19 protein-coding genes are annotated in these 26,191 nt (G+C 37.1%); 10 read left to right on the top strand and 9 right to left on the bottom strand.

What is annotated here, in order from left to right:
- Positions 1-65 precede the first annotated feature (65 nt).
- The 3 genes from AC3WV0_RS02260 to AC3WV0_RS02250 all read left to right on the top strand — a co-directional run bounded on the left by AC3WV0_RS02260 (position 66) and on the right by AC3WV0_RS02250 (position 4,308).
- Complete coding sequence (locus tag AC3WV0_RS02260; protein WP_488843615.1) at positions 66-2,504, top strand: ABC transporter permease; 2,439 nt, start codon at positions 66-68, stop codon at positions 2,502-2,504.
- A 92-nt stretch (positions 2,505-2,596) separates the two neighbouring features.
- Positions 2,597-3,883, top strand: coding sequence for a TolC family protein (locus tag AC3WV0_RS02255; protein WP_488843613.1), 1,287 nt, complete (start codon positions 2,597-2,599; stop codon positions 3,881-3,883).
- Between the two features lie 71 nt (positions 3,884-3,954).
- Positions 3,955-4,308, top strand: coding sequence for a VOC family protein (locus AC3WV0_RS02250; RefSeq protein WP_488843611.1), 354 nt, complete (start codon positions 3,955-3,957; stop codon positions 4,306-4,308).
- Between the two features lie 95 nt (positions 4,309-4,403).
- Here the strand turns inward: AC3WV0_RS02250 and AC3WV0_RS02245 are convergent, their stop codons facing one another.
- The 6 genes from AC3WV0_RS02245 to AC3WV0_RS02220 all read right to left on the bottom strand — a co-directional run bounded on the left by AC3WV0_RS02245 (position 4,404) and on the right by AC3WV0_RS02220 (position 11,984).
- Complete coding sequence (locus AC3WV0_RS02245) at positions 4,404-6,203, bottom strand: hypothetical protein (RefSeq protein WP_488843609.1); 1,800 nt, start codon at positions 6,201-6,203, stop codon at positions 4,404-4,406.
- A 216-nt stretch (positions 6,204-6,419) separates the two neighbouring features.
- Entirely contained in the window at positions 6,420-7,418 is a 999-nt protein-coding gene (locus AC3WV0_RS02240) for an SDR family oxidoreductase (protein ID WP_488843607.1), read from the bottom strand.
- A 104-nt stretch (positions 7,419-7,522) separates the two neighbouring features.
- Complete coding sequence (locus tag AC3WV0_RS02235; protein WP_488843605.1) at positions 7,523-7,753, bottom strand: glutathione synthase; 231 nt, start codon at positions 7,751-7,753, stop codon at positions 7,523-7,525.
- Positions 7,754-8,145: 392 nt separating this feature from the next.
- The gene (locus AC3WV0_RS02230) at positions 8,146-8,364 is read right to left on the bottom strand and encodes a hypothetical protein (protein WP_089998988.1); all 219 of its coding nucleotides are present in this window, start codon (positions 8,362-8,364) and stop codon (positions 8,146-8,148) included.
- 109 nt (positions 8,365-8,473) lie between these two features.
- Complete coding sequence (locus AC3WV0_RS02225; RefSeq protein WP_488843603.1) at positions 8,474-9,091, bottom strand: alpha-ketoglutarate-dependent dioxygenase AlkB family protein; 618 nt, start codon at positions 9,089-9,091, stop codon at positions 8,474-8,476.
- 1 nt (position 9,092) lies between these two features.
- The gene (locus tag AC3WV0_RS02220; protein WP_488843601.1) at positions 9,093-11,984 is read right to left on the bottom strand and encodes an AsmA family protein; all 2,892 of its coding nucleotides are present in this window, start codon (positions 11,982-11,984) and stop codon (positions 9,093-9,095) included.
- 157 nt (positions 11,985-12,141) lie between these two features.
- Between AC3WV0_RS02220 and AC3WV0_RS02215 the strand changes: the two genes are divergently transcribed.
- Positions 12,142-12,375 carry a hypothetical protein gene (locus AC3WV0_RS02215; RefSeq protein WP_488843599.1) on the top strand — a complete coding sequence of 78 codons (234 nt, stop codon included), beginning with the start codon at positions 12,142-12,144 and terminating at the stop codon, positions 12,373-12,375.
- Positions 12,376-12,380: 5 nt separating this feature from the next.
- On the opposite strand, the gene AC3WV0_RS02210 is transcribed toward AC3WV0_RS02215, so the two are convergent.
- The 3 genes from AC3WV0_RS02210 to AC3WV0_RS02200 all read right to left on the bottom strand — a co-directional run bounded on the left by AC3WV0_RS02210 (position 12,381) and on the right by AC3WV0_RS02200 (position 14,060).
- The gene (locus tag AC3WV0_RS02210; protein ID WP_488843597.1) at positions 12,381-12,842 is read right to left on the bottom strand and encodes an NUDIX hydrolase; all 462 of its coding nucleotides are present in this window, start codon (positions 12,840-12,842) and stop codon (positions 12,381-12,383) included.
- Positions 12,843-12,845: 3 nt separating this feature from the next.
- A complete protein-coding gene (locus AC3WV0_RS02205) occupies positions 12,846-13,595 on the bottom strand; it encodes an NUDIX hydrolase (protein WP_488843595.1) in 750 nt (249 codons plus the stop codon).
- A 252-nt stretch (positions 13,596-13,847) separates the two neighbouring features.
- Positions 13,848-14,060, bottom strand: coding sequence for a hypothetical protein (locus tag AC3WV0_RS02200; protein ID WP_488843593.1), 213 nt, complete (start codon positions 14,058-14,060; stop codon positions 13,848-13,850).
- 81 nt (positions 14,061-14,141) lie between these two features.
- On the opposite strand from AC3WV0_RS02200, the gene AC3WV0_RS02195 reads away from it, so the two are divergent.
- From AC3WV0_RS02195 to AC3WV0_RS02170, 6 genes are all read left to right on the top strand, one after another.
- Positions 14,142-16,403, top strand: coding sequence for a TonB-dependent receptor (locus tag AC3WV0_RS02195; protein WP_488843591.1), 2,262 nt, complete (start codon positions 14,142-14,144; stop codon positions 16,401-16,403).
- Between the two features lie 10 nt (positions 16,404-16,413).
- Entirely contained in the window at positions 16,414-18,705 is a 2,292-nt protein-coding gene (locus AC3WV0_RS02190; protein WP_488843589.1) for a glycoside hydrolase family 3 protein, read from the top strand.
- 275 nt (positions 18,706-18,980) lie between these two features.
- The gene (locus AC3WV0_RS02185; RefSeq protein WP_488843588.1) at positions 18,981-20,147 is read left to right on the top strand and encodes an esterase; all 1,167 of its coding nucleotides are present in this window, start codon (positions 18,981-18,983) and stop codon (positions 20,145-20,147) included.
- 353 nt (positions 20,148-20,500) lie between these two features.
- Entirely contained in the window at positions 20,501-21,379 is an 879-nt protein-coding gene (locus tag AC3WV0_RS02180; RefSeq protein ID WP_488843586.1) for an alpha/beta hydrolase, read from the top strand.
- A gap of 678 nt (positions 21,380-22,057) precedes the next feature.
- Complete coding sequence (locus tag AC3WV0_RS02175; RefSeq protein ID WP_488843584.1) at positions 22,058-24,514, top strand: glycoside hydrolase family 3 N-terminal domain-containing protein; 2,457 nt, start codon at positions 22,058-22,060, stop codon at positions 24,512-24,514.
- 199 nt (positions 24,515-24,713) lie between these two features.
- Positions 24,714-26,144 carry a sugar MFS transporter gene (locus tag AC3WV0_RS02170; RefSeq protein ID WP_488843582.1) on the top strand — a complete coding sequence of 477 codons (1,431 nt, stop codon included), beginning with the start codon at positions 24,714-24,716 and terminating at the stop codon, positions 26,142-26,144.
- Positions 26,145-26,191: the final 47 nt, after the last annotated feature.

Below are 26,191 nucleotides of genomic sequence, written 5' to 3'. Positions count from 1 at the left end.
TAAAACCATGGAATTTGAGATAACGTATCATGTGACATCCATCTTCCAACCCTAAAAACGAAACTATGTTAAAAAACTGGCTCAAAATAGCATTCATCAATTACAGAAAAAACTGGCTTTCCACAATAATCAATATTTTGGGATTGAGTGTAGGTTTGTGTGTTTTCCTGTTGATATTTATCCATTGGCAGGACGAAAAGTCCTACGAACAATGGATTCCAGATAAAGAGAATATTTATCTTGTTGAGAATAAAAATGGTTATTTTGGAAATATGGTTGTTTCCAGTTATCCGGAATTGGCGGTTTCCAAAGAAAAATTTCCTGAGATAGAAAATTATACCATCGCTAATCTTTGGAAAAATTACAAAGTCCGTTTGATGTCCGGAGGCAAATCTGCCTTTGTATCATCTTGCAGAGCGTCAGATTCTTTTTTTGATTTTTTCCCTTTTGAAAAAGTAGCAGGAAATTTTAAAAACGCCATTAGCGACAAAACAAAAATTGCAATTTCAGAAGATACCGCTAAAATGCTCTTCGGAGATGAATATAAAGCATGTATCGGAAAAACAATAACCCTGGATGTCTCGGACTCTACACCGCTTGTTATAACAGCTGTCTATAAAAATCCTGAACAAAACAGCGTTTTTAAACCAGGTTTTGTAATGAGAAACCAAGGTTTAGATGATAAAAATGATTCTAACCTGCAGTGGACAAATTACAGCTATGTAGGATATTTTAAACTAAAACCCGGAACGGATGTAGCTAATCTGGAAAAGAAGCTCTCTGCTCTGATGGCTAAACAGGAAAAGATTGCTACCTTAAAATGGGGCGAAAAATATGATGAGAAAAACAAAGCTGAGGTCTTTCTGACACCCGTCAGTGAAATGAAACTGAATGCAAAAAGCGAAGGTGTAGAAAAGGGTGACAAAAAATCAATTATGATTTTGCTGAGTTTATCAGCACTGATATTGCTTTTATCAGGAATCAATCTGATCAATCTTAAAACTGCGCAGGCTTCTCAGCGGGCCAAAGAAGTTGGAATTAGAAAGGTGGTTGGAAGCACAAAATCAAAGCTTGTTTTACAGTTTTTGATGGAGACTTTCATAATTTGTTTTGCCGCTTACATTATTGCTTTTGCATTGGTTGAGCTTCTGCTGCCTGCATACAATAAATTCCTAAACAAAGAAATCAAGTTGAATAACTCGGACGTTTTTATATACACCGGATTGCTACTTGTTCTATTTTCATTGACTTCAGGATTAATTCCAGCCCTTTACTTATCCAATTTCAAACCGGTTAACACGCTGAAAGGAAATTTTTCCCGAAGCAGAAGCGGTGTCTGGTTAAGAAATTCTATTCTTACACTACAGCTGATCATTTCATCTTTTTTCATTATCTGCTCTTTGATTATCCATTCGCAGGTTACTTATATGATGAACAAAGATTTGGGGTTTAAAGGAGATCAGGTCATTCAGATTCAGTTTAAGAAAACCGATTGGCAGAATACTTACAATTATAAAAAGTACCTTCGGCTTAAAAATGAAATTTCAAAAATCTCCGGGGTAAACGACATTACAGGTTCTGTTAATTCTATAGGGTTGGGAATTGCAAACGCATCCATCGTGAAAAATGCTGCAGATACCACAAAATCAATCCCAAATGTTCTTCTTGGTGCCATTGATTACAATTATTTCAAATTCTATAAAATGAAATTTGTATCGGGAAGAGATATTGATTTGCGCTTTGCATCCGATACTATTAGCGGAGCTGTTGCCAATGAGACATTTATCAGAAAAATGGGTTGGAATAAAAATCAGGCATTGGGAAAAGAAGTTTACCCTGGCTGGGAAAGTAAGAAAAAATATAAAATCATAGGTGTTTTAAAAGATTTTTATTTTAACGGTGTTGACAAACCTGTAGAGCCCGTGCTGTTCTTTAATTATGACAGAAACTGGGCAAAAAATAACATGCTCAATCTTCAGATAAAGTTGGATAAAAATGATATCAACGGCACTTTAGACCGGATTAAAGAATTCTGGACAACAAAAGCCGAACCTGGCTACCCTTACGATTTTGAATTTGTAGATAAGCAGTTTGCCAAAACATTTGAGAAATTCCAGAAGCAACAAACGTTATTTACAGCTTTGAATATTGTGGTTCTGGTGATCGCATTATTAGGATTATTTGCTTTATCATCATTATTAATTGAACAGAAGTTAAAAGATGTCGCCATCAAAAAAACGTTGGGTGCAGACGAGAAAACAATTGTATGGGATTTGACGAAAAGATTCCTGCTGATTTGTGTGATTGCTGTTTTTATCAGTATTCCGTTCGGTTACTATGCAATGAATGAGTGGCTGAAAGATTTCGCTTACAGAATTGACATGCCGGTCTGGCCATATGTTTTAAGCATGATCTTGTTATTGTTACTTACTTTTATCGTAGTCAGTTTCAAAGCATACCGCGCTACAAAAATCAATCTTGTGAAATACATGAAATATGAATAAAACCGGAAGCTGGGTGACGGAAGCAGGAAGTTTTTTATAAACGGCAATCAAACTTCCATCTTCCAGCATCCCTCATCCAACCATATAAGACAATGAAAAAACTATTCTTTATATTATTTATCAATTTACTTTCGGCCCAGGAAAGCTGGACCCTGAAACAATGCCTGGATTATGCTGCCGCTAATCATCCTTCAGTAATGAAATCATCGGTAAACATTCGCAAAAATGAAAGAGAAATTTCTGCTGCCAAAGGAATGCTGCTTCCGTCTGTAAATGCCGGAGTAAGTCATAATTATGGCTTCGGATCTTCTATCAACCAGAATACTAACCAGAGAGAGGCTATTAATACACAATATGACCAGATCTATGCACAAGCCAACTGGGAACTGGTGAACTGGAGAAATTATCTTACCATTTCTCTTTCCAAAATCAACAAGGAAAGTTCGGTATATAAGATGAAGCTGGCTCAGAATGAGGTTAAAATGAATGTCATTATGATGTTTTTCGCCTATCAGAACAGTAAAAGCTGGCTGGAGGTTTTGGAAACTCAGCTTTCTGGAATTGAAGACCAGATCAAACGTACTGAAAAGGAGGTCGAAATAGGAAATCGTCCGAAAAGTGATATTTATGATATCAAAGCCAACCTTGGAACAATGCAGGAACAATGGGTGACGGCTAAGAATTCCAGGGACCTTTCAAAAATCAATCTGTTGAATGCCCTGGCGATTACAAAAGACACGCTTGATTTTACCATGACTGAAGAGCATCTTATTAATTCAAATTTTAATGACCGCAATTTTGTTCAGAACCTTTTAGAAAAAAATCCGGCTTATCAGTCGGTTTTAAAGGAAATTCAGGCACAACAGAAAAATGTTGATATTGCAAGATCAGGATATCTGCCCACCCTGAACGGATCTTATACATGGTCAAGCTTTTACAATAAAATTTTAGGACAACCCGCTGCTGATTTTTCAGAACAGATAAAACTTAATAAAAATCAACAATTATCTTTTGGACTCAACATCCCGGTTTTCAATAAATTACAGGTAAAGAATAATGTAGAGATCGCCAAACTGAATGTCATTAATTCCAATTATGAGAAAGACATTATTATTAATGATTTAACAAAAAGTATCAATTCCATTAAAGCACAATTTCTGAATGCCCAGGAAAAATACAACCTGCTTTCAGCCAACTTCGAAAATCAAAAGTTATCATTCCAAAAATCTGAAGAAAAATATAAGGAGGGACTGATGGATGCCTACACTTTTTTCTTGGTAAGAAACAATTGGCTACAGGCTAATTATAACGTAATCAGCAGTAAAAATGATGTTATGCAGCAGACTGAACTGCTTAAAGTTTTAGAAAACGGATTGTAATAATTTAATTATTCCTGACATACTGTTGTCGCAGCTCCATTTTACCTTTGTATCAATAATATAACAAAAAAATGAACAAGACAAATTTAGTATCATTAAGAATAATTACTTCCGACATTAAAAGATTGGTGAAATTCTATGAACAGGCAACAGAAGCGACAGCCAAATGGGCAACGGAAGACTTTGCAGAAATAATATCAAATTCTTTTACCCTGGCCATTGGAAGTACCCGAACCTTGACTTTTTTTGGAGAAGGAATTGCTGAACCTGCTGCTAACAAAAGTGTAATCATAGAATTTCTCGTAGAAAATGTAGACGATGATTATGAAAGAATAAAAGATTTAACCCATGAAATTGTTCAAAAACCGACCACGATGCCTTGGGCAACAGATCATTATTGTTCCGGGATCCGGACGGGAATCTGATTAATTTTTTCACTCCTGTAAGTGAACAAGCGAAAGAGAAATTTGCATAGAGTGATAAAAAAACAACCTTCAAAATTATTGAAGGTTGTCTGATCTTATTTTTCAGGAATTTCGATTTTAGAAATCAAAATTTTACTGTGCTGTAAATGACATTTGATATTGAGATCTTTTTTGAAAAAATCCGTTTTTTGCAGTAAATTTTCATAATAGTCGATCCCTCGTAAAAGATTTTCCTTAAAAATTTTCCATTTTTTTATCTGGCCTGTAGTGAAATTTCCACAGCATTCTTCAATCTCATTTCTAAGATAATCTATATACATTTTCAATTCATTAATGAAAATATTAGGTCTGCTTTTGTGTGAAATAACATTGGTTTTCCCGTAAATATGCTTTACCATTTCAGAGAGTGAAACTTCCTTGTCAAAATACGCCAGGTTTGGTCCGGGGCAAATTACAACCCCCTGTTTTTCACCTTTTATTTCCAGTCCGTTTTCCAGATATGCAGAATTTACCAGTCCTACGCAAAGGCAGGCTTTCTCAGTGATCTTTTCTTTTTTCTTAGAGTAAGCTTCAGGTGAAATTGTATTTTTTTCAGCTTCAAGCTCCTCCAACTTCAGATCCTGGTATTTTTTTGAGGCGGTACAAATTCCTTCCGGGGAATATTCTTTGCTTAATGCCAGCAGTTTTTTCGGGCAGGAACTACCAAAACGGTTTTTAGCTTGTTTCTGATGCCTGATCATTTCATTGGATGATCCTTTAACCGTATTAAAAGGAACTCCAAGCGGTGACAGGTGACTGATATAAAAATCTTTCTCTTTCGATTCCAAAAGAAGTTTTCGTGTCTCCTGATCTACAGATGTAGCTTCCGGTACAAGCAGAAAAGGCGATCCCCAACCGATACTGTCAACTTGATAGGTATTAAGAAGAAATTCATGCTCTTCGGCTGTTCCTACTCCACCCTGCACGGTTATTTTCATATCCAATGGTTCTGTAACCGTACATTTTCCCTTCTGTTCCAATGCTTTAATCATAAGTAAATGCGAAGATTCGACAAGCTCATGTTTTTTCTGTTTAAATTCTTCGAGAATTGGGCCCAGCAATAAGCCTTCGGTTGCAAAAGCGTGTCCGCCACAGTTTAGTCCGGATTCAATTCTGTATTCTGAAACCCAAAGTCCTTTTTTAGCCAAAAAATTCCCCTGAATCATCGCCGAACGGAAGTCGCTGACCTTTAGGATAATTTTCTTTTTAATATATCCATTTTCATCCGGATAAAAATCGTCAAATTCTTCTATATAACTGTACAACCGGGGATTCATTCCTGCCGAAAGAACCATAGAAGACGACAATCTGCTTTTTGCAAAACCACGTAACGAAGCATGCGCATCATTGTATATGACAGGCAATTGCTGATGATTTTTAAAATTGTCCTTATCTACCTTAGTCATAATATTGACATCAATATTTCCGGGAGAAAGGTGTTTTTCAATAAAGTTTTTAATGGACGAGGTAATGCCTTCTTTTTGGGTAAGAAAATTCTGTAATCCGGTTTTTACTTCTGAAGTACCGGGAAGCATTTCCACAAAATTCATCAGTGCTGTTTTGTTCTTTGAAATCTCTTCTTTAAAGGCTTCGAACTTTTCATTAACGATATCATCCAGCATGTCAAGATATGCGGTGATCCTTTTTGCACGGTAATCTTCCACCCTGGTGGAAATACTTGTGTAATTCAGGTTGAATTTTGTACTGTAAAAATTTTTCATTTTCTCTACAATCTCATCATCGATTATAGAAACTACGGATGAAATACCGTATTGCGCTACACGGATAGGACTGTCTATCGTGTAAGCCAATCCCATGACGGGAATATGGAAATTGTGCAAAGGCTTTTTGATCATTTTTTATATTGATTAAAATAATTTTTTACCTCTAAATTCCCATCAACTATTCACTGGCACAAAAGTATAAGTTTAAAATTAATTATGCATACAATAACAGCTAATTTATTCATAAATGTTTTAAATCATTGTAGATAAGAAATTTCCGGGCAAATCTTCGATTTGCCCGGAAATTTCCCTGTATGCTATTTATAAATCTCTTGTAATATTTAATCTTTATTCTTCACTTCCGGAAGATTTTACTTTAAGAAACATATAAGCAAGTCCCAATCCTAGTCCGGCCAGTACTGCTAATCTTGTCTTTTTTGACGGAACAGGCAACATCGTTTCCCCATAAATTTTGTGTGGCTGAGGTGAAGGTTCCAAAACATTCCCTGAGTCTGAAGGAGCATTTTTTAGTTTCATCATCAGTCTCATTCCGGCTGAAGCGGTATTAATAACTGGTTTCGGAAATAACTTATACATTCCTGTTAAGAGTTTTGAAGTAACATCCGGAAACATGTCTTTTTGAGGACTTTTTGCCAGTTCGACAAATTTCGCAGCTGTATCTCTGGGATCCGCAGCAAAAGGCGGAATTTTAAAATCTAGACCCGAAAACTTCGCCGAATGCATATTTCCGGTAGATCGCTGTATTTGCGGGTAAAGATTACAGATATGTACATTAGGGAAATCGGAGATTTCACCATGAAGACATTCCATCATCCCGCGAATTCCAAATTTTGTGGCAGAATAGACTGCGCTGTAAGGAGCCGGCATGAATCCGCCAATCGAAACATTGTTGATCAGCACCCCTTCCTCCTGTCTTTTAAAAATCGGCAAAGCACTGTAAGCACCATGCATGTAGCCGAAAAGATTGGTTTTAATGACCTGCTCGTTTACATCCATCGGGATTTCCTCAAACTTTCCGCTTGCCATTACCCCTGCATTATTGATCCAAATATCGATTCTGCCATTGAATTGTAATGCTTTATTCGCCAGGTTCTGAACATCTGCAGCGATTGATACATCAGTTGGTACCGCCAGCGCAGCAACGCCCAGATCTCGGCATAAATCTACCGTTTCATCCAGCGCTTCTTTCCCTCTTGCGGCGACTACTATATTGCAGCCTTCCAGTGCAAACGCTTCGGCGGCAGCTCTTCCTACTCCACTGCTTCCTCCGGTGATCACTACTGTTTTTCCTCTAAGGCTATGTTGAATTTCATTATTGGATTTCATTTTGCAATTGGTTTTGGTTAGTTATCTATAACGAACCTATTATTATGCCATAAGCGAATTTATACGGCAAAATAAACCCCGAAGATTATTCGGGATTTCCAGTTTTATTCATCAAAAATTACTCTGCCGTTGAATGGCTCACTCCAGCATATAAAAATGCTGTCGTCGTGTCTTCTGATTTCAGCCTGAAGTGTTTCATATTCACCATTTTCATTTTCTTTTTCAACAATTAAGTCAGAACCTATACCGATATTTCCTTTCTTGAATTCAACCTGATATTGGTTTGAGGCTTCATCCTTTACAAAATCTTCTTTTCTAAAATTTCTATGCGCCATAATTTATTTTTAGATTGGATAAAGAATAAACCGTGCCAAGAATTAAGATTATTATTTTTTCTTAAAATATCATAAATACTATTAAAAATATTCTACGATTAGATTTTATGGCATAATATTTTAATACTAATTAATACTCATGTTTAATTTGAGTTTTCATGGTTATTAGTTTTTATCCTCAGTTTTCTGAGGATTTTTTGTTTTTATAAAGGATCCGTTATTGATGTGTTAAAAATTGTATTTTAAACATTCAATTATGCTATTGTTTTCTGTTAAATGTCATTCATTTTAAATCGAAAATTTAATTTTTCTCTATGAATTTGTTTACATTCAACAAAAAAAAGAGCAGCTTAAAAAAAACTGCTCCCATTTATTTCGATCTGTTGTGTTGTTTAGATGGCGTATGCTCCTTTATTTTGAAAGACATTGATTCCTTCAATTTTATCTTTTTGAATATTGTAAATCATTTCAACTGTAAAATGTGAAATTTCATAAAGAACATATCTTAGTGTATTAACGGTTCTCTCATTCATGACACGTCCTTCATTCATCACTAAACTGAATTGATCCTGATTAGGCATATTTTTAAAATCGTAATAAGAAATATTCATAGCTGATGTTTTTAATACTTTGGTTATCAATAGACAATTTCTTTGCCAAATTATGTTAAGGAATATTTTATTTTATATTTTATGGTATTAAATAAATAATTATTACTATTTATTCCTTAATCTCACGGATTAACCTGAATGTCAGATTGATTCTCGGCTTCATTTTCCGGGATGATTTTGCAATCCGGTGTTCCCAATGCATCTGCAGATTACCTTTCATGATTAGTAATGAACCATGATTTAAAGCCAGACTGTATTTCTTCTGATGGTCATCAACTTTTCTGAAATCAAAATTTCTCACCTGCCCCAAACTTACGGAAGCAATCACAGGACGATTTCCAAGTTCACTTTCCTTATCACGATGCCATGCGACTGAATCATTTCCATCACGATACAAATTGAGCAGCACAGAATTAAAGATATAACCCGAATATGTTTCAATCTTTTCTTTTAAAGTAAGTAATTCCGGTGACCATTCATTCACCGTAAAATCATTGTTTCCCAAATGATACATTTTGCTGCTGTCGCCATACCATGCCGTTAAACGTGGAGTCAGTACCGTTTTGTCGTACATTTTCTGTGTATTCTGCTTCCAGGGCGTTGAAAGCATCAGGTTTTCCTGTAGTTCTGTTGCTTCCTTATCTGTTAAAAACTGATCGGTATACTCCAAAAGTTCTTCCGGAAACTCATAATATTCATCTGAACCGAATAGACTTAACTGGCTCATTTTATTTTTCCTTTAAATCTTTAGTAATCTGCTTTTCAGCATTTTTTGCCCGCTGTTCCTGCGCTTCTTTTTCTTTACGCTGTTGCCTTTTCGTCTTTCTTTCAGCTCTTCGTTCTTCACGAATAACTTTATTAAGCTTCCTGTTGTAGGCTGCATCCAGAATGCCCTGACCTTTTTTAGTGAAAATTTTAATCTTTGGATTTTCATGTGTTCCAGTCACTACAATTGGAAATCCGATGAGGCCCCCCGGAAGAATTCCAATTCTGACCCTAAGATCAAGGAGTCCGTTGAAACTTGTCGTTCCGCTAATGCTTGGCCTTAAAATGGAAACTCTAAAGGTAAATTTATCCACATGAATAAGATTATTTTTAATATGGGTTTCAATATTGACACCTTTCATATCCGGATTATTGAATGCTTTTGCACCGATATTATCTCCAACTGCAGAAAGCATTTTTAAATTTTTAACTTCAACATCACGAAGGTTGACAATGCCACCACCCTCAAGCGATGGATAAATAGGCTTCATATTCTTATCAAAGTCTCCTTTTAATTTATAATCGATAGATACAATTCCTTTCACATTTTTGGCGGCAGTTGCCATTTCTCTCACCATATCAATTTCCTTATAAGCCCGCTGAACATCAAAATCCAATACCTTCAGCGCAATATCATAGTTGGCCGTAAGCGGAGATTCGTCCTGATATCGTGCATCAATATTCATCTTGCTTCCGATAACGTCAAACGATGTATTTTTAAGATAAACCTGACCTTTATCTACAGAAGCCTGACCTTTAAGATGGTTTAAGCCTAATCCTTTAAACTCTACTTTCCTAATATTGGTTTGCAGGGAAACATCCAGGTTTTTTGGAATGATTACTACCCCACTGCTTTTTGGATTTTCTACTTTGGCATATTCTACGTCAATTGATTTTTTTGAATTATCTCCATTTTTTAAAGCCATGAATTCATCAACAAGAACATAATTGGAATTCAACGTGAATTTCCCGTGGAGCGTCCCTTTTCTTTCAATAAAATAATTAATTGTATTTAAAAGATAACCATTTAAGGCAAAATCAGATTTTCCATACGTGGCGAGAAATTTAGTAAACCACATTTTCTCATTTTCAAAACGGAAGTTCCCTTCTTTGATAAAGAATGATTTAGGTAAAAATTCGGTGGTCGCCTTTATATTTTTTAAAATTAAAGTTCCTTTATTGTCCAGCTTGCTGTACTGGCCTGTTGTAGCATAGCTTTGTCTTCCGTTTAACGAAAGATCCGCCATTATTAGTCCGCTGACATCAAAACCTTTTCTGGCAAAAACACGATAGATTCTTCCAACGTTTAAAACCCCTTTTGCCCTTACTTTATACAGAACATCTTCAAAATTCTGAAGATCTGCATTAACGAACACAGGATTACCTTCAAAGTCAAACTTGAAAGGATTGAGTTTCACACCAATACTTTTAAATGTTCCGTCTGTATTGATGATATTCGCTACAATATTGATATTCTGAATAGGATTCGGATAATATTTTGTTTTAAGCCAGCCATTTTTGAGATTCAGGTAACCATTTGTCTTTGGAAATAATTTTTTATCAAGGCTAAAAATTCCATTCGCTTTAATATCGGTATTCATTAAACCGCGAACATCGATATCCTTCAGCCCAAGTGCCTGATCAAGAGTCTGAAGATCAACAGCGCCCTTTATGTCAGCATTTACCTGCATTTCGTTTAAACCTTTTGTTTTAACTACGGCTTTAAAGCTGTTGTTCGGTCCGAGATCAAAACCAAGATTTTTAAGATCAATCGCCAGCTGATTCGTATCAAGAGAAGGCAGATCTACATTAAGGTCCATATTAAGGTTGTTCATCGGAACCGGTGCTTTTCCATTGGAAACAAAACCGTCTGATACCAGTAATCTTGCTTTAAGTCTTGGCTTAAGATTCTGTTGTTCGCTGAATCTGCCTTTCAGATTGAAAAAAAGATCACTATTCCCTTCAATTTTGGTGTCTTTTGCCCAATCAAGATACTGTGGCGGAAGAACGGAGATCATATCGCGGATGGTCGTTTTCTCGGAAGCAGCATTGATATCCAGATTATATCCGTCTTTCAGAATGCTCAAGAAGCCTGTGAATTTCAGTGGCAGATCGTTGATTCTTAATTCATTTTTCCTTAAAACAAAAGTCAACGCATTGGTATTGATTCTTGTAATAAGATCAGCATGTACCGTTTTCTGTTTTGCATAATAAATTCTGTTCAGGCTAAAATCAATTTTATTAATATCCAGATTGGTTTCCAGATCGAAAATATCTTCACTAAGTCCGCCTCTTCCTGTATAATTAAGGCCTTTGGCATCTACCAAAACTTTTGCAGAATGATCTCTGTATGTAATATTCCAGTTCTTAAGTTTAATAAGATCAAGTTTTATGGAAGTTCCGGAACCGGTTGTATCCTTAGGCTTTTGTGAGGGCTTGGCAACATAGACATTGTAATTTGCCTCTCCTTTACTGTTGACAAAAACATTTCCATAGGCATCGGTAACGTAGATTTCATCGATCTTTACTTCACGGTCAAATATTAAATTTTTAAGATTGATTCCTACTGCTACTTCCCTTGCCGCCAATAAAGTATCGTTCTGAAAAGGCTTTGAACCTTTCAGTAAAAAATCATCTACAGAAACAGTAAGCGACGGGAAATGCCTGAAAAACGTAAGATGTGTTTTCCTGTAATCCAGCTTTCCTGCAAGATGTTGATTGGCAAATATTTTTACCTGTTCCGAAATTGTTCCCGGAAACAGAATGGGGATGATAAACATTAAAAAAAGAATGGATGCTATCGAAATACCCACCCACTTCAGAATTTTTAGAATTATTCTTTTAAACCGTTCCATCAGCATGTAATTTTGAGTTTAATAAATTACACTTATCTAAAATCACGCCATAGAAATTGAAATTATTTTACAGAAATACCATAAAGGTTTAATTATTACACAAAAATAACTGGGATGGCATAATTTATTCATTAGCCAAAAAATTAAAAATAGTAATATGAATTTCAAAGAAGCTAAAGAACATAAAAAAGAATCACTGAAAAATGCTGATGAATCGGTATTAAACCTCTTTCATGTGGTCATCACGCCTTCCAACACGGATGAAAGTGCGAAATTTATTGAAGATTTCCTGAAGTCTCCGGAATCATTTAACGATGAAAGCTGTAAAAAATATTGCTCTGACGGGAATTATGAAGTGGTGAGCTTTAAAAAAGAAACTGACAATGAATAGTTTATTCATTTCAATGAGAAAATTTCTTCAACCTGTAAAATAAATCCTGCCTGTGCAGGGTTTATTTTTTGTTTCGCTTCATCCGCAGAAAACCATTCCCAACGATCTACCTCCGGAATTTCCATCTTTCTGCCGGATTTTGGTGGCCAGTCTATGATTATCCTATTGCTGCTCATGTCAGAAGTTTCAATATTTCCTTCCACAGCCCAGGCGAAGACTTTTTTACCTGCCTTTTGAGTAATAGAATTTAATTCAGTAAAATTGCCGTCAATTGTTTTTCCTGTTTCTTCTGAGAATTCTATTTTTGCCCGTTCCAGCAGATCTTCACCTTCAGAAACTTCACCTTTTGGTATCGACCACGCGCCCAGGTCTTTATTTTTCCAGAAAGGTCCGCCGGGATGGACAAGAAAATAAAAGAATTTCCCATCTTCTCTTTTAAACAGTAAAATTCCAGCACTTATTTTCATGGATTACCAGCTGCTTAAGCCGTTTTCAAGAGCTTTAAGATAATTTTTCTCATCAAAAGAATACAGATCAGGAGCTTTGTGCGCACCACCCTTTCTCTGTTCGTCAAGTTTTTTCAAAATCCCGAGATTTTTAATTTTTCGGTAGAAATTTCCTCTGTTAAGCTCTTTTCCGAGAATAACTTCATATAATTTCTGAAGTTCCGAAAGGGTAAATTTTTCAGGCAACAGGTTGTATCCTATAGGTTTATGCGAAATTTTTTCTCGTAATGTCAGCAATGCTTTTTCAATAATATCTCTGTGATCCATTGCCAGCTCAATTTCCGGAAGCTTGCTCAGATAAATCCACTCACAGGTTTCACTGTATTCATCCGCTATCAGATTAAATCTGTCTGGGTTATATAGTGCATAATATCCTATTGTAACAAATCTCTGCTTGTGAAAGAGCGTTTCATCAAAATCTTCGAAATAAAACTCGCTCCTGTTTTTTTTTCCAAAAACACCGAATTCTTCAAGATAAACATCGGTAATCCCTGCCCTTTCTTTTAAAATTCTCACTACTGCTTCATCAAGATCTTCATCCTTGCGGATGTATCCTCCGGGTAGAAGCCATTGTTTGCGGTAATTCATTTTAAGAAGAAGAACTTTCAGCTCATTTTGATCAAATCCGAAAATCACAGGATCTGCAGAAAGATGGGGTAAGAAAAACTCTTTATGTTCATTCGACTTGTCTAAAATCTTTTGTTTGGAATCCATTTGGAAAAATTAGGGAAAATTTTATTGAAACAAATCTAGTGAAAATTTTGAAAAAACTTAAAATAGGCTGTACTGTCATACTTTTTGGGGAACAATTTGGTTAAGTTTAATCATTGTTTCGTATAGAATCAATGGATTTTTATAAAACAGTTTAAAAATAAAAACCTGATATACAGCAATTTAATTACAGTATTAAATTTTTATTAACATTTTTTTGCATAATTGGAAGAAAGAATGTAGTATTGTAATGATTCATAATGAAGCAATGAAAATAAATACTACGCTGAACGAAATTAATTCGATATATACCGTTCCAAGAGTATATCGATTAATGGAAACACAGTAATATTTTCCTAACCGAATCGAAAATATATCGGTAAAAAGTAGTGCTGCTGATACATTTCGAAGAATCTGATGCTGAGGAAAACCGGCAAAAACAATCCCGGTGCTGAAATAAAGTTTCATCCATACATTTTTTGGATGCAGGATGAACTATGCCTTTAAACATGTACGATAACAACTATATAGAATTTAGATAACTAAGCAATGAGAAAATCAACTCTTAAAATTTCGGCATTGGGACTGATGCTTTCCTTCGCAACAGCTTTTGGTCAGGAAACCGACAGTGCTTCTGTAAAAACTGCAGTGAAGGCAGCAGTGAAAAATGAAGAAGGGGTAAAAACAGTAGCCACTTCCAAAGAAGACAATAACAGAAATGTAATGCTGAATGCAGCCAACAATACAAGTCCGAGAGATGTAAATATCGGCTTACCTTCCACAGTAGGCGGAATAACGATTCTTGAGAATGATCTTCCTGTAGTTTATTTTTTCTGGCCTGAGCTTCCAAACAAAACATGGAGACAAAGTGTAGGCCTGGAAAAAACAGGACTTTTGAAAATGGACCAATTGGCCAACACAATGGGTGATCTTGGTTTTGCAGTTAATTCTTATTCTCAAACGGGAACAAAGGATTTCAAATTAAAAGGAAAATTAACAACGAGTACTTTTGGTTGGTTACAGGGTGACGTAAACGCTTCAGGACCGATTTCCAAAAACGGCTGGACTTATACAGTAGGTGCTTTTGCCAACTTTGACCCGAGTACCTACAAATTAGGCTTTGCAAGAAATGCCGATGAAACCAAAATTTTCAGAGCAGGTATTACCAAATATTTCAACAATGATAAGGGTAAAATCTCCGTTTTATACAAATATGCAGATTCTTACAGCATCACCAATTATGCCGTTTTCCAATACGGAGCAGAAGGTAAAGTAACCGAGCTGGATAATTTCAAAATTGGTAGAGACTCTTATGTAGTGCGGGATGGACTGATGAAAGTCAAAGATATTCTTACCGGTGAGTATTCGTGGCGCTCGATGAATGGAAATGATAACAGGTCAAAATCGCATAATATCGATATTTTCGGTAATTACCTTCTAGACAATGGTTGGAATTTTAAATTCTCAACAAGAGCACATTTTTCTAAAGTGAAAATGTCCAATATGATTCCTTTAAGTATTTTTAATGCAGATTCTTCAGCAGGATATACACTGGCTTCTAACGGTCAACCTTATTCCGGACAGGTAGGAACTATTCTGGGGATGTACACTCCGGAAACCCCTATTACCAGTGTTGCCGGACGTTTTTCTTTAAATAAACAGCTTGGAAATCATAATGTGACACTCGGAGTATTGGAACAATATTATCACGTTGACAAATTCACATCCGACCGTACTTTCTTCTTCCAGACTGTTGAACCGCAGCCTCAGAGACTGATTGGTCCAAATACAGATGCAGACGGCTTTTACAACTATAATGCTGGTGGAGAATATCATAGCGGAACAGAAAACAAACTTTCAGTCTATGGAACGGATGAATGGAAAGTTTCGGACAACTTTAATGTAAGCTATGGCTTACATTTAAGAAACCACATCCTTGACGGAGAATATTCTTTGACACCAAGAACCATTGGTTTCAGTTTTACAGATCCTGCCCAGTTCGATCATATCAGTCAAAGTTTCTTCCAGATTGCAGGAAGTTTAAATGCGACTTATAACATTACCAAAAACTTCGGAGTTTTAGCCAACTTCTTATACACCGAAGAAAACAGAAGGCTTGAAAGTTACTCTCAGGCTTTCGAACCGAATACCAATAAAATTAAAAGCCCGTTGGGCGCATTCGGAGTTTTCTGGAATACAAACTGGATTCAATTGATTTCTCAGGCGACTTATCTTAAAAAGAACAACAATCTTAATAGATACAACCTTGTAAACCCAGCGAATAGCTCTCAGGCTCAAACGACTACGGTTTATTATGATATTCAGACTTTGGGATGGACAACCGATTTCGTATTGAAACCTTTCAAAGGATTCAATTTACATTATCTCGTGACATTCCAAAATCCGGTGTATAAGAAATTTAATTTCAATGCTTTCGGAAAAGATTACAATTACAGCGATAACAATGTGTTAGGCGTTGCTAAAGTATTGATGGAAATCGACCCTAGTTATTCTATTGACAAATGGAGATTCTGGGCAAGTTTCAGGTATTTCTCAAAACAATATGCGAACCTTACGAATGCTTTATACTTCGCTCCAAGATGGGAAACTTTTGGTGGGGTAAGTTATACAGTTAACAAAAATATCAATGTTGGGGCAACGGTTATCAACTTCCTTAATCAGAGAGGAGCCAGCGGAACGATCAACGGTGCAGAACTCATTACCGATGCAAGTCCGTACTACGGAAAACTGTTGACAGGAACGTATATTATGCCATTGACAGGTCAGTTATCAGTAAGCTTTAATTTCTAAAATATAAACAATGAAAAGAACGGTTTTAAATGTCGCTGCATTATTTTTAGGAATAACGGCATTCTCACAGAATATTCAGACAGTTACGAATCCTAAAGGTCCGGTTTTAGGATATTCCGCAGATTCAGGTGTAAAAATTCTAACGATTGGTGGCAATAAATTTAAAGATTTAAACAAAAACGGAAAACTCGATAAATACGAAGATTGGAGACTTCCGGTTGATGAAAGAGCGAAAGATTTAGCTTCAAAAATGTCTATCGAACAGATTGCGGGTTTGATGTTGTACAGTGGCCATCAATCGGTTCCGGCGCCTCCAGATGGTATTAGGGCAGGAAAATACAACGGCAAATTTTATAAAGAAAGCGGCGCAAAAGCCTCTGATTTAACAGACCAGCAAAAGAAATTTTTAAAGGAAGACAACCTTCGTCACGTTTTGGTAACAACGGTTGAATCTCCTGCAATTGCAGCACAATGGAGCAACAATATTCAGGCTTATATTGAAGGTTTGGGATTGGGAATTCCTGCGAACAACAGTACAGACCCGAGACATTCCGCAACGGTAACAGCCGAATTTAATGAAGGAGCCGGCGGACAGATTTCTCTTTGGCCGGATGGTTTGGCAATGGGCGCAACATTCGACCCGGAATTGGTGAAAAAATTCGGAAATATTGCGGCTCAGGAATACAGAGCATTAGGAATTTCAACCGCATTGTCACCTCAAATCGATTTGGGAACAGAACCGCGTTGGTACAGAATCGCCTATGTTTTCTCTGAAAGTCCGGAATTGACAGCAGATATGGCCAGAGGCTATATTGACGGTTTCCAGACAACAACCGGGAGCAAAAACGGTTGGGGAAACAAAAGCGTAAATGCAATGGTAAAACACTGGCCGGGAGGCGGACCTGAAGAAGGTGGTCGCGACGGTCATTGGGCAATGGGGAAATTTGCAGTTTATCCGGGAAATAATTTTCAAAATCACGTAAAACCTTTTACAGAAGGTGCTTTCAAACTAACTGGAGGAACTAAAGAAGCTTCTGCGGTAATGCCATATTATACGATTAGCTTTAATCAGGATACAAAGAACGGCGAGAATGTTGGAAACGGTTACAGCAAATATTTAATCACAGATTTACTTCGTGGAAAATATAAATATGACGGTGTAGTTTGTACCGACTGGTTGATTACAGCTGACGAACCAAAAACGCCGGGCGGATTTGCCGGAAAACCTTGGGGTGCTGAAAAACTTTCCATTGCGGAACGTCATTATAAAGTGTTAGAAGCCGGAGTTGACCAATTCGGTGGAAATAATGATAAAGGGCCTGTTTTGGAAGCGTATCAAATGGGCGTAAAAGAACACGGCGAAAAAGCGTATCGTGCTAAATTTGAGCAGTCTGCAGTCCGTTTGCTGAGAAATTTCTTCAGAACCGGATTGTTTGAAAATCCATACGTTAATGTTGAAGAAACCAAAAAAATAGTTGGTAATCCTGAATTTATGAAAGCTGGTTACGAAGCTCAGGTGAAATCCATCGTACTGTTGAAAAACAAAGCGAATATTCTTCCAATCAAAGAAAGAAAAACGGTTTACATTCCGAAGAGATATTCTCCGGCAACGTTCAACTGGTGGGGCGTTTATACAGCTCCATCTTTAGAATATCCCGTTGATATTGAGAAAGTAAAAAAACATTTCAACGTCACTGAAGACCCTTCAAAAGCTGATTTTGCATTGGTTTTCGTGAAAAGTCCGCACAGTGAAGAAGGCGGTTACAGCGACATTGATGCCGCAGAGGGCGGAAATGGTTACCTTCCGATATCGCTTCAGTACCAGACTTATACAGCAATGGAAGCCCGTGAAAAAAGTATTGCCTCTGGTGATCCTGTGGTAGCTCCAAACGTACACGATAGAACGTATAAAAATAAAACTTCGACAGCAACCAATTTCACAGATTTGTTAACAATCCAGAATACTTACAAAGCAATGAACGGAAAGCCTGTGATTGTTTCTGTAACGGCTTCAAAACCGATGATTTTCAATGAATTTGAAAAACATGCTGATGCGATTTTAATGAATTTCAATGTCTCAAATCAGGCTGTTTTAGATATTGTTACAGGAAAATACGAGCCTTCAGGACTACTTCCTCTTCAGATGCCCGCAAATATGGCGACTGTTGAAAAGCAGAAAGAAGACGTACCTTACGATATGGAAACGCACAAAGATTCTGAAGGTCATAACTACGATTTCGGGTACGGAATGAACTGGTCCGGCGTGATCAAAGATGCAAGAACAGAGAAATATAAAAAATAATTGATAGTTTTGAGTCTGTAATTGTACGGGCTCAGAATTTTATTTTTGAATTAAAAACTGTCTTTTAATAACCACAAAAGTCACAAAAGATTAAGAGCTAATTAATATTTTAAAGAAGTTCACAAAACTAAAAATCAAAGATTTTTAAAACTAATGTGTTCTAATATTTTCAAAGCTTTAAACTTAAATCTAATGTGACTAATGTGTCAAAATCAAAAAGTTTTGTGCCTTTTGACTCCGTCGAATCTTCGATTTGTGGTAAAAAACAATGTAATATGAAAATCAAATACACAATCTATTCATTAATGCTAAGTTCATTAATGTTTGCCCAGGAAAACCTTGATTTCAGCGGAAAGAAAGTAATTGTTTCTCCTGAAATTAACGGCAAGAATGTAACATTCCGATTACTGGCTCCCGAAGCCAAGACGGTAAAACTTCAGGGAAACTGGATGCCGGGAAAAGGCTGGGAAGCAGGAACTGTTGAGCTACAGAAAGATCAGGACGGAATCTGGTCATTTTCAAAAAATGATCTGAATCCCGATATCTACACCTATTCATTTATTGTGGATGGCGTTAAAGCTAATGATCCTAATAATGCTTATCAGGTTCGCGATGTATCTTCGGTGATGAGTATGTTTCTGGTTGATGGTAAAGAATCTGAAAACTATCAGGTCCACAATGTCCCACACGGAACAATTTCCAAAAGATGGTACAAATCAAACGGACTGAAAGAAGACAGAAGATTAACCGTTTACACACCGCCGGGTTACGAAAATTCCAAAGAAAAATATCCTGTTTTATACCTTTTGCATGGAATGGGTGGCGACGAAGAAGCATGGATGACTTTGGGGAGAGCTTCCCAGATTTTAGATAATCTTATTGCTCAGGGAAAAGCAAAGCCGATGATCGTTATCATGCCGAATGGCCATACAAGCAATGCTGCAGCTCCCGGTGAGTCCTCAAAAGGTTTTTATAAAATTGATATGAGAACACCCGATATTTTCAGCGGAGATATGGAAACATATTTCAAGGAAATTATGGATTTTACCGAAGCAAACTACCGCACAAAAGCTGATGCTAAAAATCGGGCAATTGCCGGACTTTCAATGGGTGGTTTTCATTCATTGTACATTTCTGCCAATCAGCCGAAAACTTTTGATTATGTGGGTTTATTTTCCCCGGCGATTCTTCCTCCTGACGAAAAGAAAAGTCCGGTTTACCAGAATTTAGACCAAAAATTGAAAAACCAGCAGAACAATTCATACAAACTGTATTGGATCGGAATCGGGAAAACAGATTTTCTATACAAAAATGTATCGGATTATCGTCAGAAGCTCGACAAAATAAATTTCAAATATCAGTATGTAGAATCTGAAGGCGGTCACACGTGGAGCAATTGGAGAACGTATCTCAACGAATTTGTACCTCTATTATTTAAATAAAATAAATATTTGGGCAGCTATTTCCGCCCTCCGTTCCCGCTTTTTTGCCTCCGCTACGCTTCGGCAAAAAGAGCTCCACTCAGGTCGGGCTGCGAGAGATTCGCTGTTAAAACTGATAAAAAAATCAACAGCATTTTTGTTATTCGGAGCATAAACCGAAAGTTTACGAACGAAGTTCTGAAGTGAAGCGTGGAATCTAAACTTTCAATTCGTGCTGAGATTCCTACGGAATGACAAAAAAACTGTCAGCTTATTGCGGTCTTAGCTGAGTGAAACGCCTTTGCGAACAAAAAATTTTTCATAACAACATTAAAAAAACCTTTGCGCTCTTTGCGTTAAAATCTAAAATCAAAATGAAAAAATTAATCATAGTAAGTATCTTCCTATTCGGATTAAACTCTATCAATGCTCAGAAATCAATTCCGTTATATCAGGGAAAAGCGCCTGGTTCCGAAAAATGGACGTATTCCGAAAAAGAAATGGATTCTGATTTGTTCAAAACACATTTAGTTTATAACGTTGCCGCTCCAGCAATAGAAATCTACGAAGCACCAAAGGCAAAAGCCAACGGAACCGTAATTGTTATCGCTCCCGGAGGTGGTTTTCAAAGTCTTTCCATTAATAAAGAAGGAAGGGATTTAGCAAAAATACTTCAGGAAAAAGGAATTACAGCGGTCGTTTTAAAATACCGTCTGCTTGAAACCAAAACTGGTGACCCGGCTCGCGAAATGATGGAAAACATCAAAGACAGAAAAGCTTTCGACACAAAAACAGCACCGATAAAAGTAATGGCTGGTAATGATATCAAAACTGCCATTTCTTACATCAGAGCCCATGCTAAAGAACTGAATATCAACACAGAAAGACTAGGTGTCATTGGGTTTTCTGCCGGAGCGAGTGTCATTTTGGAAAGCATCCTTCACAGCAAAGATGCATCCACATTACCCAACTTTGCTGCTTCAATTTACGGAGGACCGAGTGAAGAAATTTTAAATACAGAAATACCAAACACTACTCTACCGCTGTTCATCTGTGCAGCCAGCGACGACCAGCTGAAGCTTGCGCCAAAATCAATTTCGCTTTACAGTAAATGGTTACAGGCAGGGCAACCGGTAGAACTGCATATCTATGAAAAAGGCGGACATGGTTTCGGAATGGCAAAACAGGATAGTCCGGTTGATAACTGGTCTAATGTTTATTTGGATTGGTTGAAATTTCATAAGTTTTTATAATCAATTAGAACATAAAAAGTTAAGTCACAAAAGCGTAAAGTTTTAAATAATGCTTTTGAAAAGTTTTCAAAAATGGAAATCAAAGATTAATATTAATTTCAGTGCGATAAGAATTCCAGAAATTTAACAAATTCATTTTTAGGCTAAACCATCAGGTCGCTCCTACGGAGCTTTGTTTTGGCACTACATTTTTTCTATTAACAGTAAGTCCCGATGGGACTAATGTAGCTCCATTAGAATCAAACCGACTATGGGAAGTCATTCTGCAGGTCGCTCCTACGGAGCTTGTTTTGGCACTACATTTTTTCTATTAACAGTAAGTCCCGATGGGACTAATGTAGCTCCATTAGAATCAAACCGACTATGGGAAGTCATTCTGTAGGTCGCTCCTACGGAGCTTTGTTTTGGTATTACATTTTTCTATTAACATTAAGTCCCGATGGGACTAAATGTAGCTCCATTAGGAGCTAACTGATAATAGAAAGTCATTGTATTTTGTGATAAAAGCTCCGTAGGAGCGACCTGTTAAATGTATTTTAATTTTATCGGAAAACAATTCCTAAAATTAATGTGGTTAAAAAATGCCTTTTAGTTCATCAAAATAAATATTTATCGACTAAAAAAATAATCTTCGATTTGTGGTTAAAAAGAAATTAAAATATCAAACAAAGAAATATTATGAAGAAGAACATATCAACATTGACAGCACTTTCTCAGAAAGCAAAATATGCAGGATTATTTATGGCTTTGTTAGCAGCTTCACCAGTTGTTAAAGCCCAGAATTATCAAACAGTAACGGTTAACGGAAAAACATTCAAAGACCTCAACAAAAATGGTAAACTGGATGCATGGGAAGATACAAGGCTTTCGGTGGACAAAAGAATAGATGCGATTATCAAGCAAATGACCAACGAAGAAAAAGTCAATCTGCTAGTCGGAACAGGAATGCCTGGAATTGAAGTTCTGACTGGTCCTGTAGGAGATTCAAAGCAAGGTTTGGTTCCCGGAGCGGCGGGCGGAACAGCTGATTTCGAACGATTCGGAATTCCGGCAACGGTGGTTGCGGACGGACCAGCCGGTTTGAGAATTGCACCGACAAGAGAAAATAATTCAAAAACCTATTATGCAACGGCATTTCCGGTGGGAACTGCTTTGGCTTCAACCTGGAATAAATCATTGTTAGAACAGGTTGGAAAAGCAATGGGAAATGAGGTGAAAGAATACGGTGTAGACGTACTTTTAGCGCCGGCTTTAAACATTCAGAGAAATCCGTTGAACGGAAGAAACTTCGAATATTACTCTGAAGACCCTTTAATTTCAGGAAAAACAGCTGCCGCCATTGTAAACGGAATACAGTCTCAGGGTGTAGGAACTTCCATCAAACATTTTGCAGCAAATAATGAAGAGACCAACCGTTTAACCATCAATGCTCACGTTTCTGAAAGAGCAATGAGAGAATTGTACCTTAGAAATTTCGAAATCGCCGTTAAAGAATCTCAGCCCTGGACGGTAATGTCATCTTATAACAAAGTGAACGGCGTCTACACCTCGGATTCAAAAGATTTATTAACTCAGGTTTTGAGAAACGAATGGGGTTTCAAAGGCATTGTAATGACCGACTGGTTCGGAGGTTTCCCAGGTTTTGAATCCATCAGAACCGGTGGGATTTCCGATGTTGTAAAACAGATGAATGCCGGAAATGACCTTCTGATGCCGGGAATTCCTGCGCAGAAAAAAGTGTTGCTGGAAGCTCTTAATTCGGGTAAACTGTCTCAGCAAGTGGCTGATTTAAATGTAAAAAGAATTTTAGAATATATTTTTAAAACACCGACTTTCGCACAATACAAATACAGCGATAAGCCCAACCTGGCTGAACACGCAGAAGTAACCAGAAACGCTGCGACAGAAGGAATGGTTTTGCTAAAAAATGAAAACAATGCGCTGCCTTTTGCCAATAAGCAAAAAGAAGTTTCCTTATTCGGCGTAACTTCCTATGCATGGATTACAGGTGGAACAGGAAGCGGAAGCGTAAATAACAAACACACGGTCTCTCTTTTGGAAGGTTTGAACGCAGCAGGTTACAAATTAGACAAAGAATTAGTGGACCTATACAAGCCTCATGCTGAAAAAGAAGTAGCCGCCGAAAAAGAAAGAAGAAAATCAAAGGGAATTTTAGCTTTACCTGAAAGGCTTCCTGAAATGAAATTAGATGATGTTTTCTATGCTAAAAAAGCTCAAACTTCGGAAATTGCTTTTGTGACGTTGGGAAGAAACTCTGGGGAAGGCGGCGACAGGGTTGTCGATAATGACTTTAATCTGGCGACGGAAGAAATCGAAATGCTGGATAAGATTTCAAAAGCATTCCATGCCAAAGGGAAGAAAGTGGTTGTGATTTTAAATATCGGTGGCGTTATAGAAACGGCTTCATGGAAAGATAAAGCAGATGCCATTTTACTGGCCTGGCAACCGGGACAGGAAGGTGGACACTCCGTTGCTGATGTGATTTCAGGAAAGGTAAATCCTTCAGGAAAATTGACAATGACTTTCCCAGTGAACTATACAGATCATGCTTCAGCAAAGAATTTCCCGGGAGTACCAGCGGATAACCCTAAAGATGTGACCTATCAGGAAGGTATTTATGTCGGATACCGTTATTTCAACACATTTGGTGTAAAACCTTCGTATGAATTTGGTTACGGAAAATCTTACTCCGATTTTGCTTATTCCAATATTAAAACCGATTCAAAAACTTTTAATAATAAACTGGAAGTAAGTGTTGATGTTAAAAATACCGGAAAGGTAAACGGAAAGGAAGTTGTTGAATTATATCTTTCTGCACCGAACAAAAGTATAGACAAGCCAACATCTGAGCTGAAAGCTTATGCTAAAACCAAAGATTTGAAACCGGGAGAATCTCAGACTATTACTTTGACTCTTAATCCCAAAGATTTAGCATCATTTGAAATGGCAAAATCAGCTTGGGTTGCCGAAGCAGGAAATTATAAAGTTTCTGTCGGAGCCTCTTCTTTAGACATCAGGCAAACGGCGGAATTCTCTGTTCCGAAAGAATTGGTCGTTGAAAAAGTTCAGCACGTTTTCCCTGCGGATACTAAATTTGAAGATCTGAAACCATAAAATTTACATAAAAGGAGCTGCAGATTTAAATGTACACATTCATACACTTAATTCAAAAATTAGAACCCAAAACATTTTTGTGCATCTATTTCTCAGCTTCTTTATGTTTAATGATATAAAGATATTTCATGATAAGTTTAATGTCTCAAATTAAGATTTTATCTTTAAAATAGGTATCTTTAACCACTTTTTAAAATAAATGAATGTTATGATCAATGATGTAAAGGCTAAAGGCAGGAATTATACAGTTCCTCTCATTACCATCACCCTTTTGTTTTTCATGTGGGGATTCATTACCTGTATGAATGATATCCTGATTCCTTATCTGAAACAGCTGTTCAGCTTGTCATTCTTTGAATCGATGCTGGTGCAGTTTTGTTTCTTCGGTGCCTATTTTATCGGTTCCCTGATTTACTTTTTAATATCGAGTACGCAGGGCGATCCGATTGATAAAGTGGGTTATAAAAAAGGAATTCTTTTCGGAATCTTCCTTGCGGCTTTAGGCTGCGTTCTTTTTTATCCTGCAGCAAGCTTTGCTTCATACGGATTGTTTTTAGGAGCACTGTTCATTTTAGGATTAGGATTTACAGTACTTCAGATCACCGCGAATGCCTATGTATCTTTGCTGGGTCCGGAAGAATCTGCATCCAGCAGACTGAATATGACGCAGGCTTTTAATGCTTTCGGGACAACGATCGCACCGGTTTTGGGCGGACATCTTATTTTCGAATTGTTTTCTGCACCTGACGGCTCGTTTTCTGCAGCAGCGACTAAAATTCCCTATTTGATCTTTGCGGGAATTCTTTTACTTGTAGCTTTGTTAATTTCAAGAGTTAAGCTTCCTGATTTCCAGGTAAAAGGAGAAGAAATCGTAAAAGGTTTCGGCGCATTACAGCACAATCACCTGAAATTTGGCGTTTTGGCTATGTTCTGCTATGTAGGCGGAGAAGTAGCCGTGGGAAGTTTTATCATCAGTTTCCTTGAGCAACCACAAGTCATGAATTTATCTGAAGTGGTAAGTAAAAACTATCTTTCATTATACTGGGGAGGCGCCATGATCGGACGTTTCCTGGGAGCAATTTCACTGAACCAGTCCATCAGTCAGGGAAAAAAAGCTTTGTATATGCTGGGAGCAGCGGCGGCTGTGTTTTTAGTGATCTTCAGTATTGTTGATCTCAGTTTTGCGCAGATCAGCTTCTTCCTTGTATTTATTGCATTAAATTTTATCGCATTCTTTATCGGGAAAGCAGCTCCGGCAAGAACCTTGTCTATCTTTGCAGCAGTGAATGTTGTTCTGTTGATTTCTGCTATGTTAAATCATGGTGAAATGGCAATGTACAGCATTCTGGGAATCGGAATATTCAATTCCATTATGTTCTCGAATATTTATACGTTAGCCATTTCAGGATTAGGTAAATATACGAGTCAAGGGTCTTCATTAGTCGTAATGGCTATTTTAGGGGGCGCTATCGTACCTATTTTACAGGGTTATCTGGCGGATGTGTTCGGCGTGCAGCATTCGTTTATCATTCCGGTATTCTGCTACGTCGTGATTCTTATTTTTGGAGCTTACTGTACCAAATATCTGGGACATGTAAAGCAGGATGCAGACGCAAAATCAGGACATTAGATATTTTTTTATATAGTTAAACCTGCCATTGGGCAGGTTTTTTTGTT

The sequence above is a fragment of the Chryseobacterium sp. 27AL genome, assembly GCF_057815395.1.
Note: the sequence above shows the minus strand (reverse complement) of the source record. Positions and strands in the feature narration are given on the sequence as shown.

What these genes read in the sequence shown, in the direction of transcription:
- AC3WV0_RS02260 (WP_488843615.1), top strand. Translation starts at nt 66, where the DNA reads ATGTTAAAAAACTGGCTCAAAATAGCATTCATCAATTACAGAAAAAAC.
- AC3WV0_RS02255 (WP_488843613.1), top strand. Translation starts at nt 2,597, where the DNA reads ATGAAAAAACTATTCTTTATATTATTTATCAATTTACTTTCGGCCCAG.
- AC3WV0_RS02250 (WP_488843611.1), top strand. Translation starts at nt 3,955, where the DNA reads ATGAACAAGACAAATTTAGTATCATTAAGAATAATTACTTCCGACATT.
- AC3WV0_RS02245 (WP_488843609.1), bottom strand. Translation starts at nt 6,203, where the DNA reads ATGATCAAAAAGCCTTTGCACAATTTCCATATTCCCGTCATGGGATTG.
- AC3WV0_RS02240 (WP_488843607.1), bottom strand. Translation starts at nt 7,418, where the DNA reads ATGAAATCCAATAATGAAATTCAACATAGCCTTAGAGGAAAAACAGTA.
- AC3WV0_RS02235 (WP_488843605.1), bottom strand. Translation starts at nt 7,753, where the DNA reads ATGGCGCATAGAAATTTTAGAAAAGAAGATTTTGTAAAGGATGAAGCC.
- AC3WV0_RS02230 (WP_089998988.1), bottom strand. Translation starts at nt 8,364, where the DNA reads ATGAATATTTCTTATTACGATTTTAAAAATATGCCTAATCAGGATCAA.
- AC3WV0_RS02225 (WP_488843603.1), bottom strand. Translation starts at nt 9,091, where the DNA reads ATGAGCCAGTTAAGTCTATTCGGTTCAGATGAATATTATGAGTTTCCG.
- AC3WV0_RS02220 (WP_488843601.1), bottom strand. Translation starts at nt 11,984, where the DNA reads ATGGAACGGTTTAAAAGAATAATTCTAAAAATTCTGAAGTGGGTGGGT.
- AC3WV0_RS02215 (WP_488843599.1), top strand. Translation starts at nt 12,142, where the DNA reads ATGAATTTCAAAGAAGCTAAAGAACATAAAAAAGAATCACTGAAAAAT.
- AC3WV0_RS02210 (WP_488843597.1), bottom strand. Translation starts at nt 12,842, where the DNA reads ATGAAAATAAGTGCTGGAATTTTACTGTTTAAAAGAGAAGATGGGAAA.
- AC3WV0_RS02205 (WP_488843595.1), bottom strand. Translation starts at nt 13,595, where the DNA reads ATGGATTCCAAACAAAAGATTTTAGACAAGTCGAATGAACATAAAGAG.
- AC3WV0_RS02200 (WP_488843593.1), bottom strand. Translation starts at nt 14,060, where the DNA reads ATGAAACTTTATTTCAGCACCGGGATTGTTTTTGCCGGTTTTCCTCAG.
- AC3WV0_RS02195 (WP_488843591.1), top strand. Translation starts at nt 14,142, where the DNA reads ATGAGAAAATCAACTCTTAAAATTTCGGCATTGGGACTGATGCTTTCC.
- AC3WV0_RS02190 (WP_488843589.1), top strand. Translation starts at nt 16,414, where the DNA reads ATGAAAAGAACGGTTTTAAATGTCGCTGCATTATTTTTAGGAATAACG.
- AC3WV0_RS02185 (WP_488843588.1), top strand. Translation starts at nt 18,981, where the DNA reads ATGAAAATCAAATACACAATCTATTCATTAATGCTAAGTTCATTAATG.
- AC3WV0_RS02180 (WP_488843586.1), top strand. Translation starts at nt 20,501, where the DNA reads ATGAAAAAATTAATCATAGTAAGTATCTTCCTATTCGGATTAAACTCT.
- AC3WV0_RS02175 (WP_488843584.1), top strand. Translation starts at nt 22,058, where the DNA reads ATGAAGAAGAACATATCAACATTGACAGCACTTTCTCAGAAAGCAAAA.
- AC3WV0_RS02170 (WP_488843582.1), top strand. Translation starts at nt 24,714, where the DNA reads ATGAATGTTATGATCAATGATGTAAAGGCTAAAGGCAGGAATTATACA.